The sequence below is a fragment of the Microbacterium kyungheense genome, from assembly GCF_006783905.1.
Taxonomy (GTDB): domain Bacteria; phylum Actinomycetota; class Actinomycetes; order Actinomycetales; family Microbacteriaceae; genus Microbacterium; species Microbacterium kyungheense.
Genome location: NZ_VFPE01000004.1, coordinates 132,322 through 147,030, shown reverse-complemented (window position 1 = coordinate 147,030; position 14,709 = coordinate 132,322). Strand labels below are relative to the sequence as shown.

The 14,709-nt window shown below is 71.0% G+C and carries 11 protein-coding genes; 5 read left to right on the top strand and 6 right to left on the bottom strand.

Annotated features, from left to right (window positions below; genetic code table 11):
• Positions 1 to 34: 34 nt before the first annotated feature.
• From FB391_RS14340 to FB391_RS14330, 3 genes are all read right to left on the bottom strand, one after another.
• The gene (locus FB391_RS14340) at positions 35 to 886 is read right to left on the bottom strand and encodes an energy-coupling factor transporter transmembrane component T (RefSeq protein ID WP_141895437.1); all 852 of its coding nucleotides are present in this window, start codon (positions 884 to 886) and stop codon (positions 35 to 37) included.
• Positions 883 to 2,691, bottom strand: a complete 1,809-nt coding sequence (locus tag FB391_RS14335) for an ABC transporter ATP-binding protein (RefSeq protein ID WP_141895435.1) — start codon at positions 2,689 to 2,691, stop codon at positions 883 to 885. The genes FB391_RS14340 and FB391_RS14335 overlap by 4 nt, the downstream gene beginning before the upstream one ends.
• 171 nt (positions 2,692 to 2,862) lie before the next feature.
• Complete coding sequence (locus FB391_RS14330; RefSeq protein ID WP_141895434.1) at positions 2,863 to 3,414, bottom strand: ECF transporter S component; 552 nt, start codon at positions 3,412 to 3,414, stop codon at positions 2,863 to 2,865.
• A gap of 238 nt (positions 3,415 to 3,652) precedes the next feature.
• Here FB391_RS14330 and FB391_RS14325 point away from each other — a divergent pair, with 238 nt between their 5' ends.
• Positions 3,653 to 7,132 (top strand): S8 family serine peptidase, encoded by a 3,480-nt coding sequence (locus FB391_RS14325; RefSeq protein WP_185843105.1) that lies wholly within the window; start codon positions 3,653 to 3,655, stop codon positions 7,130 to 7,132.
• A gap of 103 nt (positions 7,133 to 7,235) precedes the next feature.
• Here FB391_RS14325 and FB391_RS14320 read toward each other — a convergent pair whose 3' ends face one another.
• Both FB391_RS14320 and FB391_RS14315 read right to left on the bottom strand, forming a co-directional pair.
• Positions 7,236 to 8,225, bottom strand: a complete 990-nt coding sequence (locus tag FB391_RS14320) for a pirin family protein (protein ID WP_141895430.1) — start codon at positions 8,223 to 8,225, stop codon at positions 7,236 to 7,238.
• A gap of 19 nt (positions 8,226 to 8,244) precedes the next feature.
• On the bottom strand, positions 8,245 to 8,559 hold the full coding sequence (locus tag FB391_RS14315) for a GNAT family N-acetyltransferase (protein WP_141895428.1): 315 nt from the start codon (positions 8,557 to 8,559) through the stop codon (positions 8,245 to 8,247).
• A 176-nt stretch (positions 8,560 to 8,735) separates the two neighbouring features.
• Here FB391_RS14315 and FB391_RS14310 point away from each other — a divergent pair, with 176 nt between their 5' ends.
• From FB391_RS14310 to FB391_RS14300, 3 genes are all read left to right on the top strand, one after another.
• Positions 8,736 to 9,599, top strand: a complete 864-nt coding sequence (locus FB391_RS14310) for an SGNH/GDSL hydrolase family protein (RefSeq protein ID WP_185843104.1) — start codon at positions 8,736 to 8,738, stop codon at positions 9,597 to 9,599.
• Between the two features lie 73 nt (positions 9,600 to 9,672).
• Positions 9,673 to 12,228: a DEAD/DEAH box helicase gene (locus FB391_RS14305; protein ID WP_141895424.1), complete on the top strand. Its 2,556-nt coding sequence runs from the start codon at positions 9,673 to 9,675 to the stop codon at positions 12,226 to 12,228.
• Positions 12,229 to 12,241: 13 nt separating this feature from the next.
• Complete coding sequence (locus FB391_RS14300) at positions 12,242 to 13,009, top strand: SDR family NAD(P)-dependent oxidoreductase (RefSeq protein WP_141895423.1); 768 nt, start codon at positions 12,242 to 12,244, stop codon at positions 13,007 to 13,009.
• 157 nt (positions 13,010 to 13,166) lie between these two features.
• Here FB391_RS14300 and FB391_RS14295 read toward each other — a convergent pair whose 3' ends face one another.
• On the bottom strand, positions 13,167 to 14,042 hold the full coding sequence (locus tag FB391_RS14295; protein ID WP_141895421.1) for an SDR family oxidoreductase: 876 nt from the start codon (positions 14,040 to 14,042) through the stop codon (positions 13,167 to 13,169).
• A 106-nt stretch (positions 14,043 to 14,148) separates the two neighbouring features.
• On the opposite strand from FB391_RS14295, the gene FB391_RS14290 reads away from it, so the two are divergent.
• A complete protein-coding gene (locus FB391_RS14290) occupies positions 14,149 to 14,685 on the top strand; it encodes a DUF1697 domain-containing protein (protein ID WP_141895419.1) in 537 nt (178 codons plus the stop codon).
• Positions 14,686 to 14,709 lie beyond the last annotated feature (24 nt).

The window sequence follows — 14,709 nt, the reverse complement described above, 5'->3', positions numbered from 1 at the left end:
GCTGCTCCGTTTCGATCGGGGCGGGGCGCGCGGATCATGCGAGCCCCCACGGGAAGAACACGGCGAACAGCGCCGCCGAGACGGCCCAGAACGCCAGGACGAACACCGTGTCGCGCACGCGCCACGGCACCAGGTGCCGCTCGGTGCGGTCGGGGTGGGCGCCGAAGGCGCGGGAGTCCATGGCCAGCGCCACCCGCTCGGCGTGCCGGATCGCGCCGGCCAGCAGCGGCACGATGTACCCGAACCAGCGCGCGACCGCCGCGAACGGGCCGTGCCCGCCGTGCGCGCCGCGCACGCGGTGCGCCTGACGGATGACGTCGAGCTCGTGCCCGAACCGGGGCACGAAGCGGAACGCCGCCAGCGCCGTGTAGCCGATCCGGTACGGCACGCGCAGCTGCTGCACGCTCGCCCGCACGAGGTCGGGTCCGGTGGTCGACAGGCCGGCGATCAGCGTCAGCGCGACGATCGCCGCCAGCCGCAGGCCTGTGGCGAAGCCGACCGCCAGCGCGCCGCCGTACATCGTCCAGCCGCCGATCTGCCACACCACGACCGACTGGTCCACGCGGGACGCATCGGTCCACAGCGCGAAGCCGAAGCCGATGACGACGGCGCTCAGCGGCACCGCGAGCAGCAGCACCGCCGCGAGCCGGCGGGTGAAGTTCACGCCCATCAGCAGCACCGCGTACGCCAGCAGCAGGAACGCCGCCGGGGTGGCGGCATCCCTCACGAACACCAGGAGCACCATCGCCGGGATCGGGGCGGCGAGCTTCGCCAGCGGATTCAGCGCGTAGAGGAAGCGGACGGGGGATGCCGCGACCCGGCGCGCGTACGGATCGACGGTGCTGTGCGCCGCCGTGGTGGCGGTGAGGGGCCCGGCGTCGGTCATGCCGCACCTCCTGCGACCGCCCCGACGGCGCCCGGCAGGTCGGCGAGGCGCGCGATGCGCGAGAGCTCGGGATGCCGCACCAGTCCCCGCAGGGCGCGCCGCAGCGGCGGCGGACGCAGGCCGGCGCGGCGGATCAGGTCGTCGTCGGCGAACACCTCGGCCGTCGCGCCGTCGGCGAGCACGCGGCCGTCGGCGAGCACCACGGTGCGGTCGGCGTGATCGGTCACCAGCTGCATGTCGTGGGTCACGACGACGATCGTCGTGCCCTCGGCATTGAGCTCCGACAGCAGTGTGAGCAGCTCGTCGGCGCGGGCGCGGTCCTGCCCGAACGTCGGCTCGTCGAGCACGAGCACCGGAGCTCCCGCCACGAGCGCGGTGCCGACCGACAATCGGCGCTTCTGCCCGCCCGACAGCAGGAACGGATGGCTCGCGGCCTTGTCGGTCAGACCGAAGCGCTGCAGCAGCGCCTCGGTGCGCGCGCGCACCTCGTCCTCGGGCAGGTGCTGCAGGCGCAGGCCGTGGGCGATCTCGTCGAACGCGGTGTGCGCGATGAACTGATGCTCGGGGTTCTGGAACACGAACCCGATGCGCGCGCTCAGCGTGCGTGCGTCGGCACGACCGACGTCGAGCCCGTCGACGTGCACGGCGCCCTTCGGCGGCCGCACGACCCCTGCCAGCGCCTGGATCAGCGAGGTCTTGCCGGCACCGTTGGCGCCGACGACGGCGACGAACGCCCCCCGCGGCACGTCGAGGTCGATGCCGTGCAGCACCTCGGTGCGTCCGCGGCGCAGGGTCAGGTCGCGCACCGAGATGAGCGGTTCCGGCAGCCTCGCGGAGGGCGCTCCGGCGCCCGAAGACGAGACGCCTGTGCCGTCGAGGTTGCTCGTGAGTCCGGGGCGTTTCGTCTCGCTCGTTCCTCGCTCGCTCAACGACCGGGGGGCCGCCTCGGCCTCCAGTGCGTCGTGCAGCTCGTCCGGGGTCAGCGGCAGCGGGTCGAGGGCGAAGCCGGCGCGGCGCAGGCGCAACGCGGCGATCGCCGACACCGGCAGCCACACGCCCATGTCGTGCAGGGCGGCGGCCCTGTCGCGCAGCACCTCGTCGACGCCCCCGTCGTACGCCAGGCGCCCGTCGTGGTCGAGCACCACGACGCGGTCCACGAAGCCGACCGCGGCGTCGAGGTTGTGCTCCACGAGCAGGATCGCGCGGTCGCGGTCGGCGACGAGCTCGGCCAGGGCCGCGTAGACGTCCTCGATGCCGGCGGGGTCGAGGTTGGCGGTCGGCTCGTCGAGCACGAGCAGAGGCGAGCCCATCGCGAGAGCGCAGGCGATGGCCAGCCGCTGGCGTCCGCCGCCCGACAGGCGGTCGGGGTTCTCGGCGCGACGCTCCCACAGTCCGACACGGCGCAGGGCGGCCTCGGCCCGCGCGAGCACCTCGGCCACCGGCATCCGCAGATTCTCGGCGCCGAAGGCCACCTCGTCCAGGAGGGTGCCGGTCACGAGCTGCGCGTCGGGATCCTGGAAGACCATGCCGACGCGCGTGCTGAGCTCCGCGACCGGGGTCGTCTGCGTGTCGAGGCCGTCGACCTCGACGGTGCCCCGCACGGTGGCGGGCACCGACTGCGGCAGCAGCCCGTTCAGGGTCAGCGTGAGCGTGGACTTGCCCGATCCGCTGGGCCCCAGCAGCAGCACCACCTCGCCCGGGGCGACCTCGAACGACACCGACGCGGGCGCCGGCGTCTCTTCGCCGTCGTGGGTGACGCCGAGCTCGTGCACCCGCAGCAGCGGCACGGCAGGGGGCACGGGCATCCGATCGTCGAAGGAAACTAAGCCTCCCCTAACTTACCCGGACCTAACTTCCCGAACCAATCACGATGACTTGGCGTATATGTACGCGACACACCGGTGTGTCGCGTACATATACGCCAAGTCATCGGAAAGGTAGCGGCGACGATGACGCGAGGGGGGATGCCGCGGCTCTCAGCCGCGGCTGCGTCGGGCGATCCCCGCCCGGCGCAGTGCGCGGCCGATCGCGAGGCCGACGGCCGTCCAGGCGACCGGTCCCACGACGAACAGCGCGACGTAGACGATCTGCCCCCACGGCGGGAACCGGGTCACGTCGGCGGCGAACCAGATCGCGGTCGCGATCACCGCGCCGACGATCACCGCCGACAGGAAGAAGCGCCAGGCGTTCCACCGGCGGTAGCGCGAGGTCGCGGCGATGAGCTCCTGCAATCCGCCGATGAGCAGGGCCGTGCCGATGTACCGGCCGATCCACAGCGGGACGACGGCGCTCGCCACGAGCGCCGCGATGAGGTGCGTGATGAGGGCGACCCACGGCCGGCGCAGCAGCTCCTGCGCCACGACGCCGGGCAGCACGTGGACCCCCAGGACGAGCCCGTAGAGGATGGGCGCCGCCGCCGAGACGGGTGCGCTCACCGCGCCGGCGGCGGCCTGCAATGCTCCCGTCGCGACGCCGATCGCGGCGCAGGTGAGCAGAACGCTCGTCGAAAGTCGGGTTCGGGGGACCACCTGCCCAGCGTACTGGCCCGAGGTCTTGCGATTCTCACGGGCTTCTCATTTACTGAGATTCCGCTGGGAGTTACGTTTGAGCGAGCTGCGCCCCAACGATGTGGCGCAGCGACTTCCTGCACGACAAATCTGGAGGGCCACAATGGGTCGAACCTCCCTGAGAGCAGCCGCGGTCGTCACACTCGCCGCCCTGTTCACGGGCACCGCATCAGCCAGTTTCGGCGCCGTACCCGAGGAGGTGAACCAACCCGTTCCGATCGATCTCTCCGCCGGCCGCTACATCGTCCTGCTGGATGAAGCACCTGTGGCGACCTACGACGGTGGAGAGCCCGGCCTCGCGCCCACGCAGCCCGAAGAGGGTGAGAAGCTCGACACGACCTCGCGCGACGTGCAGCGCTACTCCAACTTCCTCGAGGACCGGCAGCAGGACGTCGCCGCCGACGCGGGTGTCGAACCGGACGGCAGCCTGACCATCACCCTCAACGCCTTCACCGCGAACCTCACGGCGACCCAGGCCGCGAAGCTGGCGGGCACGCGAGGAGTCGCGTCGGTCGTCCCCGACGAGATCCTGCATCCGGACGCCGTCACATCGACGCAGTTCCTCGGTCTCGAAGGCGACACCGGGGTCTGGAACGCGGTCGGAGGCGTCGACCAGGCCGGCGCCGGCGTGGTGGTCGGTGTCGTCGACACCGGCATCGCTCCCGAGAACCCCTCGTTCGAAGGCGATGCGCTCGGCACGACGGCGGGCGCGGAGCCCTACCTCGACGGCAACACCGTCGTGTTCGACAAGGCGGACGGCAACCAGTTCCGCAGCGACCGCGTGACCGGGGAGGAGTGGAGCGTCGACGCCTACTCGACCAAGCTCGTCGGCGCGAAGTTCTTCAGCGCCGGTGCTGCCGCAGCCGGCTTCGACTTCGGTCCCGACTACCTGTCGCCGCGTGACGCCGACGGCCACGGTTCCCACACGGCCAGCACCGCTGCCGGCAACAACGGCATCGCCGCATCCGTCGAGGGTGTCGATTTCGGCACCATCTCGGGGGTTGCGCCGGCGGCCAAGGTCGCGATGTACAAGGCGTGCTACGTGGGCCCGGACGAGCTCGTGACCGACGACGACATCTGCGCACTCAGTGACCTCATGGCGGCGATCAACGCGGCCGCGGCCGACGGCGTCGACGTGATCAACTACTCGATCGGCGGCGGGGCCGCCACGACGACGTTCGCGACGGAGGACACGGCGTTCTTCAACGCCGCTGCCGCTGGGATCTTCGTCGCGGTCAGCGCCGGCAACGACGGTCCGGGCGCGTCGACCGCGGACCACGCTTCGCCGTGGTACACGACTGTCGCCGCATCCACGATTCCCACCTACGAGGGCACCGTGGAACTCGGTGACGGCACCCTCGCCGCCGGTGCGTCGGTGAGTGTGCCCTTCGGAGAGACGGTGTCGGGAGAGGTCGTCTACGCGGGGGATGCTGCTCTCCCGGGCGTGAACGTCGATGAGGCGAAGCTGTGCTTCCTCGATCGCCTGGACCCCTCGAAGGTCACCGGCAAGATCGTCGTCTGTGACCGAGGCACCAATGCCCGTGTCGAGAAGTCCCAGGCCGTCGACGAGGCCGGCGGAATCGGCATGATCCTGGTGAACGTCACGCCGGGCTCGCTCGACAACGACTTCCACTCCGTGCCGACGGTGCACATCCAGAACACCTACCGTGACGCACTTCTGGCCTATGTCCAGGGCACGCCGGGTGCGACGGCGACCCTCCACAGCGAGAACATCACGGGTGTCGTGACCCCGACTCCGGTCGTCGCCGGATTCTCGAGCCGCGGCCCGATGCTGGCCGACGGCAGCGACATCCTCAAGCCGGACATCTCCGCGCCCGGCGTCGCGATCCTCGCGGCGACCCACAACGCTGCAGGTGCAGACCCGACCTTCGGGTTCAAGTCCGGAACCTCGATGTCGTCGCCGCACATCGCCGGCCTTGCAGCGCTGTACCTGGGCGAGCGTCCGAACGCGACGCCCGGCGAGATCAAGTCGGCCATGATGACGACCGCGTACGACACGAAGAACGACGACGGATCGACGAACACCGACCCGTTCTCGCAGGGTGCCGGCCACGTCGACCCGACGCGGTTCTTCGAACCCGGCCTCGTCTACGACAACGGTCCGCTGCAGTGGGCGCAGTACCTGCAGGGCAAGAACCTGTACGACTTCGGCGTCGACCCGATCGACGGAAGCGATCTCAACCTCGCCTCCATCGCCATCGGTTCGCTGTCGGGCCCGCAGACGGTGACCCGCTCGGTGCGTGCGACCACCGCAGGCACCTACACCGCCTCCGCGGTGGTGGCGGGTGTCGACGCCGTCGTCCAGCCGGCATCCCTCACGCTCGCCGCGGGCGAGACCGGCTCGTTCACGGTGACCTTCACCAAGACCAACGCCGCGCCCGAGCAGTGGGCGACGGGATTCCTCACCTGGACGGGGCCGACCACTGTGCGCTCGCCGATCGCGATCTACCCGGTCACGGCGGACGCACCTGCCGCCGTCTCGGGTGCCGGGATCACCGGCAGCACGTCGGTGGAGATCACGCCGGGCATCACGGGCGAGCTGCCGCTGAACCTCAGCGGGCTCGCGCCGGCGGTGCTGCAGACGGAGGAGATCTTCGGCAACGGCGTCGATGTGCCCGGCCACTCGGGCAACGAGACATCGGGCGACGAGGACGGGTACTCGTACTACCTGGTCGACGTTCCCGACGGGTCGTCGCTGGCGCGGTTCGACCTCGACTCGTCCGACGATGAGAACACCGATCTCGATCTGTTCGTCTACCGCGTGGTCAGCCCGACGGATCTGCGCTACTACGAGAAGTGGCAGTCCGCGAGCGGCTCGGCCGACGAATCGGTCTCGCTGAACGACCCGACCGCGGGCACGTACATGATCGAGGCTCACGTCTACTCGTTCACCGATCCGTTCACGTGGGATCTCACGACCGCGGTCGTGGGCGCCGGCGGCGAAGGCTCGCTCACGGCGACGCCCAACCCGCTGCCCGTGACCGAGAGCACCCCGACGACCTACTCGCTCTCGTGGAGCGGTCTGGCTGCCGAGACGCGCTACTTCGGTGTCGTGCGGTACGGCGAGTCGGATGTCCGCACCGTCCTCACAGTGGACTCGGGCCCCGCGGCTCCGGTCGCGAAGTCCGCGCCCGTGATCACCGGGTCGGCGAAGGTCGGAAAGACGCTCAAGGTGAACCCCGGCAAGTGGGACCCGAAGGACGTCGCGCTGACGTACCAGTGGCTGCGCGACGGCGCTCCGATCGAGGGGGCGACCGCCAAGACCTATAGGGTCACGTCGGACGACATCGGGCACGCTCTCTCTGTCCGCGAGACGGCGACGCAGCAGGGCAACATCAACGCCGGAGTCGCCGACAGCGCCTCGGTCTTCGTGAAGTTCTCGTCGAAGACGACCGTCAAGATGAACCGCTACGCCGGCACGTCGTCGCAGACCTGGACGGTGACGGTGACCGTCAAGTCGTCCGGCGGGCCGGCGGCCACCGGAACGGTGACGCTGCTGGTGAACGACAAGAAGTACACAGGCACCTTGACCGATGGTGTGGTGTCCGTGGACCTGCCGAAGCAGAAGCGCGGGCTCTACGGCGTAGGTGTCGCCTACTCCGGCAGCGACACCGTGGAGGCATCCGTCGGCGGAACGGCCTTCGTCGTCCTGAAGTGATCGCCTGAGTTCCAGCACGAAGGGGCGCTCGAGTCACGGCTCGGGCGCCCCTTCACCTCGTGACGCGTCGGAAGGTGGATGCCGGCGCCCCGGCATCCACGAATCACACGCGCCGGCGGCGACGGGTGAGGCGCACGGCGGGCAGCGGGGGCGCGGGGATGCGCTCGTCGCCGTGATCGACGACATGGCCGAAGCGGGGGCTGTCGGACTCCCAGGCGTCGCGGGCCTCGACGATCTCTTCGTGGGTGCGGCCGACGAAGTTCCACCACATGACGATGTCGTCCTCGAAAGGCTCGCCGCCCATGAGGAACACCGTCGCGCCGGTGGCGCTGGTGAGCTCCACCGAGGTGCGTCGCATGCCGAGGTACAGCAGGTGCGCCGTGTCGAGCGGGACGGCTTCCGCGTCGGCGAGTCCCGGCACGGCGAGCCCGCCGTGCACGGCCACGAGGGCGTGCTCCCAGTCCGGGTTCAGCGGCACGCGAACGGTCGAGCCCGCGGGGATGCGCAGCTCGGCGCCGACGATCGGCGTGTACACGGTGGCCGGCGATACGACGCCGGCGAGTTCGCCCAGCACGACGGTGGCGGCGCCCGGTGCGCCGGCGATCGCCGGCAGGGCCACCTCGGGCAGCACCGCGTGCTGCTCGAACGCGGGGGCACCGTGGCGACGCGACTCGGGGAGCGCGACCCAGAGCTGCAGCGCGTCGAGCGGGGTGGCGTCCTCGCCCACCGAGTACTCGGAATGGGCGATCCCTGCCCCGCTGGTCATGAGGTTCAGCGCTCCCCGACGCACGACGACATCGCTGCCGACGGTGTCGCGGTGCCGCACCTCGCCGAGGTAGGGCCAGGTGACGGTCTGCAGCCCGATGTGCGGATGCGGCTCGACGCGCATGCGCGTGGATTGCGGCCCGAAGCGGTCGAGGAAGCACCAGGCGCCGACCAGCGGCAGCTCGCGCTGTGGCAGAGAGCGGTGCACCGACATCGCACGCACGCCGCCGAGCGGCACCTCGCGGGCCTCGAGCAGCAGCGTGCGCGGACCGTCGCACTCGACGGCGGTCTCGAGGTCGACGGTGTCGGAGCTGCCGAGGCGGGTCATGTGCGGAACGCTACCGCGATCAGCCGACGCGTGAGGGCCAGTGGACGTCGAGACCGGGCACCTCGTTCTGCTCCAGGTATTTCACGACCACGGGGCACAGCGGCACGACGGTCTCGCCGCGACGCGCCTCGTCGGCCATCGCCTCGGCCACGACGGTCTGCGCGAGACCGCGACCGCGGAACGCCGGGTCGACCTCGGTGTGCGGGAACCGCTGGCGCCCACGGGCGTCGGGGGTGAACTCGGTGAACCCGGCGAGCACGTCGCCGACCCAGACCTCGTAGCGGCCGGCGTCGTCGTTGCGGCGGACGGTGACCTCGTCATCGGTGGCAGGCATGGCGATCCTTTCGACGTCTGGTCCAACGTACGGGCGCGCACATCGATTCCGCCACCCGCGCACCCCTGGCGCGACGGCATCCACAGGTCTATCGTCGGCCTCGTCAGCGGCATCCGTTCCGCGGCCGGTTCATGGGGGTAACCGTTTCGGTCCGTTCGAGGATTCGAGGGGGAATCATGAGACGACGGGTTCTGGCCGGGCTCGCTGCCCTGGCACTGGGGATCGGGATGCTGGCTGCCGGTGCGGCAGGCCCCGCGGCGGCCGCGCGGCAGTCGGTCGCCAAGTACGTCGCTCTGGGCGACTCCATCGCGGCGGGGCAGGGCGGCGGAGCGCCGCTGGACGCGTGTGTCCGAACAGACGGAGGCTATGCCGCCCAGCTGGACGCGTCGCCGAAGTTCAACCTGCTGCGCAACGCGGCGTGCAGCGGAGCCACGGTCGCCGACGTGCAGGGGCAGCTGACGCAGGTGAACCGTGGGACGACGGTCGTGACACTCACCGTCGGGGCGAACGACCTCGGTCTTGCCGAGCTCTACGCGCAGTGCGCCGCGATCCGCACCGGGGGCGATCCGGTGGCGTGCCTGGCAGAGGTCCAGGGGGTGGTCGACGACGCGCCCGGCCTCGTGGCGCCCCTGGCGACGCTGATCGGCCAGATCGCGCTGCGCGCCCCGAGCGCGGCCATCGTCGTCACGGGGTACCCGCACCTCCTTGAGCCGGTCGACCTCGGTGCGTGCGTGCAGACCGCACCGATCCAGCACTGCCTGGCGCTGAGCAGCCTCGCCTTCACCGTCAACGGTGCCACCGACGCGCTCGACGCCGCCGTCCAGCAAGCCGTGGCGGCGGCCGCAGCGCAGGGCGCGCAGGCCGCGTACGCCGACGTCGTGCCCGCGTTCCTCGGGCACGGTGTGCAGCTGCTACCCACCCAGTGGAGCGATCGGTGGTTCGGGGTCGACCCGGTGAACGACCCGTCCGGCTTCCTGCACCCGACCTACGCCGGGTACACGGCCTACACGGGCGTCATCCTCGAGGCGCTCGGGCGCTGAGCCGGCGGCGCGTCAGGGCACGTGGCACCGGCGCGAAGGAGGGGTGGATGCCGCGACCTGGCAGACTCGGACGGTGACGCTACTCGAGACGATCGCCGCCGCCGCGCAGGCGTCGGGTGCTCCCGGCGCCGCCCCGGGCGCCGACGAGCTGTACGACGCGTTCGTCGAGTGGGCCGGCGAGCAGGGGTTCGCGCTGTACCCCGCGCAGGACGAGGCGGTCATCGAGATCGTGTCGGGGTCGCATGTGATCCTGTCGACGCCGACCGGCACGGGCAAGTCGCTCGTCGCCGTCGCGGCCCACGCGGCCGCGGTCGCCGCGGGCGGGCGCACCTACTACACGGCGCCGATCAAGGCGCTCGTGAGCGAGAAGTTCTTCGCGCTCGTCGACATCTTCGGGGCCGCGAACGTCGGCATGGTCACCGGTGACTCGTCGGTCAACCCGGATGCGCAGATCGTGTGCTGCACCGCCGAGATCCTCGCGAACCTCGCGCTCCGGCAGGGCGCCGACGCGGCCGTCGACCAGGTCGTGATGGACGAGTTCCACTACTACGGCGACCCCGAGCGCGGGTGGGCGTGGCAGGTGCCGCTGCTGCTCCTGCCGCGCGCGCAGTTCGTGCTGATGTCGGCCACGCTCGGCGACGTCGCCACGATCGCCGAAGACCTCGAGCGCCGCACCGGCCGCACGGTGTCGCGCATCACGGGCGTCGAGCGTCCCGTGCCGCTGCATTTCTCGTACGCGCGCACGCCCGTGCACGAGACCGTCGAAGAACTGCTGCAGACCGGCCAGTCGCCGGTGTACATCGTGCACTTCTCGCAGGCCGCCGCCATGGAGCGGGCGCAGGCGCTGTCGTCCATCCGCGTCGTGAGCCGCGAGCAGCGGGATGCGATCGCGGAGGCCATCGGCGGCTTCCGGTTCACGACGGCGTTCGGCCGCACGCTGTCGCGGTATGTGCGCGCCGGCATCGGCGTCCATCACGCCGGCATGCTGCCGAGGTATCGCCGGCTCGTCGAGACGCTCGCCCAGCGGGGCCTGCTGCGCGTCATCTGCGGCACCGACACGCTCGGCGTCGGCATCAACGTGCCCATCCGCACGGTGCTGATCACGGCGCTGTCGAAGTTCGACGGCACGAAGATGCGCCAGCTGTCGGCGCGCGAGTTCCACCAGATCTCGGGGCGCGCCGGCCGTGCCGGCTACGACACGTCGGGCACCGTCGTCGTGATGGCGCCAGAGTGGGAGATCGAGAACGAGGCAGCGCTGCGCAAGGCCGGCGACGACCCCGCCAAGCGCAAGAAGATCGTCCGCAAGAAGGCGCCCGCCGGCGTCGTCAACTGGGGCATCGGGTCGTTCGAACGCCTGGTCGAGGCTGAGCCCGAGCCGCTGGTGCCGCAGATGCAGCTCACCGCGGCCATGCTCATCAACGTCATCGCCCGGGGCGGCGACGTGTTCTCGAACGTCCGCAGCCTGGTGTTCGACAACCACGAGCCGCGCGCTCGGCGGTACGAGCTCGCGCGTCGCGCGATCGCGATCTTCCGCACGCTGGTCGCCGCGCAGGTGGTCGAGATCGACCGACGGGATGCCGGGGCCTCCGGCATCCACCTGACCGTCGATCTGCAGCCCAACTTCGCCCTCAACCAGCCGCTCTCGCCGTTCGCGCTCGCCGCGATCGAGCTGCTGGACCCTGAGGACGCTTCGACGGGCTCGGCGACCGGAGTGGGCACGGGGCACTACGCGCTGGACGTCGTGAGCGTCATCGAGTCGACGCTCGACGACCCGCGGCCGATCCTGTCGCAGCAGGAGTTCAAGGCGCGCGGCGAGGCGGTCGCCGCGATGAAGGCCGACGGCATCGAGTACGACGAGCGGATGGCGCTGCTCGAGCAGGTGACCTACCCCAAGCCGCTCGAAGAGCTGCTGGCGCAGGCCTACGAGGTGTTCGCGTCCAGCCAGCCGTGGGTGCGGGACTTCGAGCTGTCGCCCAAGTCGGTCGTGCGCGACATGTTCGAGCGCGCGCTGTCGTTCTCGGAGCTGATCTCGCTGTACCAGCTGGCCCGCAGCGAGGGTCTCGTGCTGCGGTACCTGTCGGACGCCTACCGGGCCATCCGACAGACGGTCCCCTCCGAGGCGCAGACCGAGGACCTGCACGACCTCGTCGCGTGGCTCGGCGAGCTCGTGCGCCAGGTGGACTCCAGCCTCGTCGACGAGTGGGAGGCGCTGATCAACCCCGCCGACGATCCCTCGGCCCCCGTGGTGCCGCCGGCACCGCCGTCGGTGCTCACCAACCGCCGCGCGTTCGGCGTGCTGGTGCGCAACGAGCTGTTCCGCCGCGTGCAGCTCGCGGCGCTGCAGCGCGACGACGAGCTCGTCGAGCTCGATCCCGACATCGACTGGCCCGCGGCGCTCGACGCGTACTTCGACGACCACGACGAGATCCTCACCGGCGGGGCGGCCCGTTCGCCGCGCCTGGTAACTGTCGACGAATCGGATGCCGCCTCCGGCGTGTGGCGCGTCGAGCAGACGATCGACGACCCCGCCGGCGACCACGACTGGCGCATCCGCGGCGTGATCGATCTTGCCGCATCCGAAGAGGCCGGCACCGCCGTGCTGCGGGTCACCGAGGTCGTGCGGCTGTAGGGAGGAGACCGCGATGACGGTCATGGATTCGTTCGCGCTGACGGGCAAGGTCGCGCTCGTGACCGGCGGCAGCCGCGGCATCGGCCGCGCGATCGCGCAGGCGCTGGGCGAAGCGGGTGCCGCGGTCGCGGTCACCGCCCGCACCGACGAGGCGGCGCAGCGCGCCGCCGAGGAGCTTCGGGCCGCCGGCATCCACTCCTTCGGGGTCCGCCTCGAGGTCTCGGATGCCGCCGACGTGGAACGTGCGGTCGCCGAGGTGAGCGACCGGTTCGGCGAGATCGACGTGCTGGTGAACAACGCCGGCATCAGTGTCGGCGGCGCGGCCCTCGACGTCGGCGACGACGTGTGGCGCGACGTGCTGGCGACCAACGTCGACGGCGTCTGGTACTGCTCCCGCGCCGTCGGCCGCCGCATGGCCGCGCGCGGCGGCGGCACGATCGTCAACATCGGCTCGATGTCGGCCGAGATCGTCAACCAGCCGCGCCGGCAGATCTCGTACCTCACCTCGAAGGCCGCGGTGCATCAGATGACGAGGGGGCTCGCCGCCGAGTGGGCGCCGCTCGGCATCCGCGTCAACGCGATCGCGCCCGGGTACATCCACACCGAGATGTCTCCGGTGTACGAGCCCGAGTACAAGCCGTGGTGCGTCGATCCCGCGCCGATGAAGCGCGCCGGCGAACCGCACGAGCTCGGTCCGGCCGCCGTGTTCCTCGCGAGCGAGGCGTCGTCGTTCATGACCGGCTCGATCGTGACGATCGACGGCGGCTTCACGCTGTACTGAGCCCGCATCCCGTTCGCCAGAACAGGTGTTCCGGCGAACGGAGGACCGTTGTCGCAGGATCCGTCCTGTACTCGCCAGAACACCTGTTCTGAGGATTGGATGCCGGCGGCCGGGTGCCGGCGGCCGGGCGCCGGCGGTCGGGCCAGGCGAGCCGCGCTCAGGCGAGGCGCATGCCGCCGTCGGTCGAGAGCACCTGGCCGACGACCCAGGCACCGGCGTCCGTCGACAGCCACGCGATGAGTCGCGCCGGATCGGCGGGCTCGCCGAATCGTCCGAACGGCGTGCTGCGCACGAACGCCTGGATCTCGTCGAGCGGGCGGTCGGCGGTCTCGGGATCGAGGTACCCGGTGTTGACCGGGCCCGGGTCGATCGTGTTGAGGATGATCCCGAGATCGAGCAGCTCGGCGGCGACCGTCGGGGTGACCCCGGCCAGCGCCGCCTTGCTGGCGGCGTACGCGACCTCGCCGCGCATCGGCCCGTGCAGCTGCCCCGACGTCATCCAGAACACGCGCCCGGTCGGCTCGGCGAACGGCTCGGAGCGGCCGATGCGCTCGCCCGGCAGGCGCTCGGCACCCTTCGCGCCGGCGTGCAGGGTGGCGAACTCGCGTGTCAGCAGCAGCGTCGAGCGCGCGTTGGTCTGCCAGTGCGCATCGAGCCGCTCGGCGGTCATGTCGAGGATCGAGCCGTCGCCGCCTGACAGCGCCTGGTTGCAGACGAGGATGTCCAGGCGCCCGGTCAGCCCGCGTGCGGACGCGATGACGCGGGGGATGGATGCCGCGTCGCGCAGGTCCGCAGCGATGTCGCCGAGCTGCGCACCCGGTGCCAGCTGCGTGCGCAGACCGTCGCGCACGGCGTCGAGAGAATCCGTGCCCCACGGCTGGTCGGCGTCGTGCGGCGAGTAGTGGTGGACGAACACGTCGGCGCCGAGCCGGGCGAACTCGGAGGCGACGGCGAAGCCGATGCCCTTCCGGCGCGAGACGCCGGTGACGAGGGCGGTCTTGCCGCGCAGCGGCAGGGAGGTCCGGGGGTACATGCGTGTGCCTTTCAGGGACGCCGGGGTGCGGCATCCACCTTCTTCGTTTCGGTGAGGACGAAGTCACAGGCATTGCATGAGCACGACCATAGCGGATGATGGCGGTATGCCGACCTACGTGGCCTTCCTGCGCGCGATCAACCTCGGGGCGAACCGCAAGTTCGCGAAGGACGACATCAGGCGCGTCGTCGAGGCCGCCGGGTTCGACGACGTCGAGACGCACATCAACACCGGCAACGTGCGGTTCACCACGCCGATGCGCTCGCGGGCGAAGATCGAGGCGCTGCTCGAGGGCGCCTTCGCCGAGGACCGCGGGTTCGAGGTGCCCACGATGGTGTTCACAGCGGCCGAGGTGGCGGCGATCGCGGCGGAGGCGGCGACGCTCGGCGACGAGCATCCCGAGCTCGCACGGCACTACATCTACCTCATGAAGGACGAGCTGCCGGCCGCGACCGTCGCGAAGATCGAGGGCCTGGCATCGGAGGCGGGCGGGATGGTCGTGCGCGGACGCACCGCCCACGCGCTGCTCGGCCCCGCGTACCAGGCAGGACAGGTCGATCCGCTGGGGGCGGCGAAGCTGCTCGGCGTGGCGACGAACCGCAACCGCACCGTCATCGACGCGATCGTCGCGAAGTGGTGCTGATCGGTTCCTCCACAGTGGTGCTGC

Coding starts and splice junctions, on each gene's coding strand:
- FB391_RS14340 (WP_141895437.1), bottom strand. CDS start 886: ATGACCGACGCCGGGCCCCTCACCGCCACCACGGCGGCGCACAGCACC.
- FB391_RS14335 (WP_141895435.1), bottom strand. CDS start 2,691: ATGCCCGTGCCCCCTGCCGTGCCGCTGCTGCGGGTGCACGAGCTCGGC.
- FB391_RS14295 (WP_141895421.1), bottom strand. CDS start 14,042: ATGTACCCCCGGACCTCCCTGCCGCTGCGCGGCAAGACCGCCCTCGTC.
- FB391_RS14320 (WP_141895430.1), bottom strand. CDS start 8,225: ATGACCCGCCTCGGCAGCTCCGACACCGTCGACCTCGAGACCGCCGTC.
- FB391_RS14315 (WP_141895428.1), bottom strand. CDS start 8,559: ATGCCTGCCACCGATGACGAGGTCACCGTCCGCCGCAACGACGACGCC.
- FB391_RS14290 (WP_141895419.1), top strand. CDS start 14,149: ATGCCGACCTACGTGGCCTTCCTGCGCGCGATCAACCTCGGGGCGAAC.
- FB391_RS14310 (WP_185843104.1), top strand. CDS start 8,736: ATGAGACGACGGGTTCTGGCCGGGCTCGCTGCCCTGGCACTGGGGATC.
- FB391_RS14300 (WP_141895423.1), top strand. CDS start 12,242: ATGACGGTCATGGATTCGTTCGCGCTGACGGGCAAGGTCGCGCTCGTG.